The sequence below is a fragment of the Halonotius pteroides genome (genome assembly GCF_003605635.1).
GTDB classification, from domain to species: domain Archaea; phylum Halobacteriota; class Halobacteria; order Halobacteriales; family Haloferacaceae; genus Halonotius; species Halonotius pteroides.
Genome location: NZ_QMDW01000105.1, coordinates 1 through 1,058, shown reverse-complemented (window position 1 = coordinate 1,058; position 1,058 = coordinate 1). Strand labels below are relative to the sequence as shown.

Genomic DNA, 1,058 nt, shown 5'->3' with positions numbered 1-1,058 from the left:
CCTCGAGCGAACGCTGCGATACTGGATGGGCGACGAGCGCGGCAACGCCCTCGACGACGTGAACGTCTTCTCGGTCGCCGTCCCGATCGCAACGCAGGTGTTACACGCCACGGGGGCGGCCTGGGCCGCCGACCGTCGTGGCGACGACGCCGCCGTGCTGTGTTGTTTCGGCGACGGCGCAACGAGCGAGGGCGATTTCCACGAGGGGCTCAACTTCGCGGGCGTCTTCGACGTGCCCGCGGTCTTCTTCTGTAACAACAACCAGTGGGCGATCTCGGTGCTCCGCGAGCGCCAGTCGGCCTCGACGAGCCTGGCCCAGAAGGCCCACGCCTACGGCTTCGAGGGCGTCCTCGTCGATGGCATGGATCCGCTGGCAGTGTATCGGGTCACGACCGAGGCGCTCGCGAAGGCGAAGGATCCCTCTCCGGCGGCCGACGAGGCCCCCGGCCGGGCGACCTGGCCCACGCTCATTGAGGCGATCCAGTACCGTTTCGGTGCCCATACGACCGCTGACGACCCTTCGGTCTATCGGGACGACGAGGAAGTCGAACGCTGGAAACAGAAGGACCCGATCCCGCGGCTAGAGACGTACCTCCGCGAGCGGGGGTTACTCGACGACGAGTCGGTCGATACGATCGAGGCCGAGATCGAGGCGGGAGTCGCGGCGGCGATTGAGGCCGCCGAGCGCACCGAACGCCCCGCCCCGCCCGATATGTTCGATCACGTCCACGCCGAACGGACGGCACAGCTCGACGAACAGGCCGCGGCCCTCGAACGGCTGCGCGAACGCTACGGCGACGAGGAGCTACTCGAATGAGCACCCAATCACAGAGTCTGACGCTGGTACAGGCCGTCCGCGACGGACTGAAAAGTGAAATGGAACGCGACGGCGACGTGCTCGTCCTCGGGGAGGACGTCGGCGAGAACGGCGGCGTTTTCCGGGCGACGGAGGGGCTCCTCGAGGCGTTCGGCGAGGACCGCGTCATCGACACGCCGCTGGCGGAGTCGGGCATCGTTGGCACGGCGATCGGGATGGCGGCGTACGGCTTTCGGCCGGT

General features: G+C 67.9%; 1 protein-coding gene and 1 pseudogene. Both read left to right on the top strand.

The genetic code is table 11. From position 1 onward, the window contains the following. Positions 1–817, top strand: an 817-nt coding sequence (locus DP106_RS15370; RefSeq protein ID WP_120086653.1) for a thiamine pyrophosphate-dependent enzyme, incomplete at its 5' end; no start/stop codon positions are given. Further along, positions 814–1,058, top strand: a pseudogene (locus DP106_RS15365) (alpha-ketoacid dehydrogenase subunit beta); the annotation flags it as partial. The gene DP106_RS15370 and the pseudogene DP106_RS15365, both read left to right, overlap by 4 nt.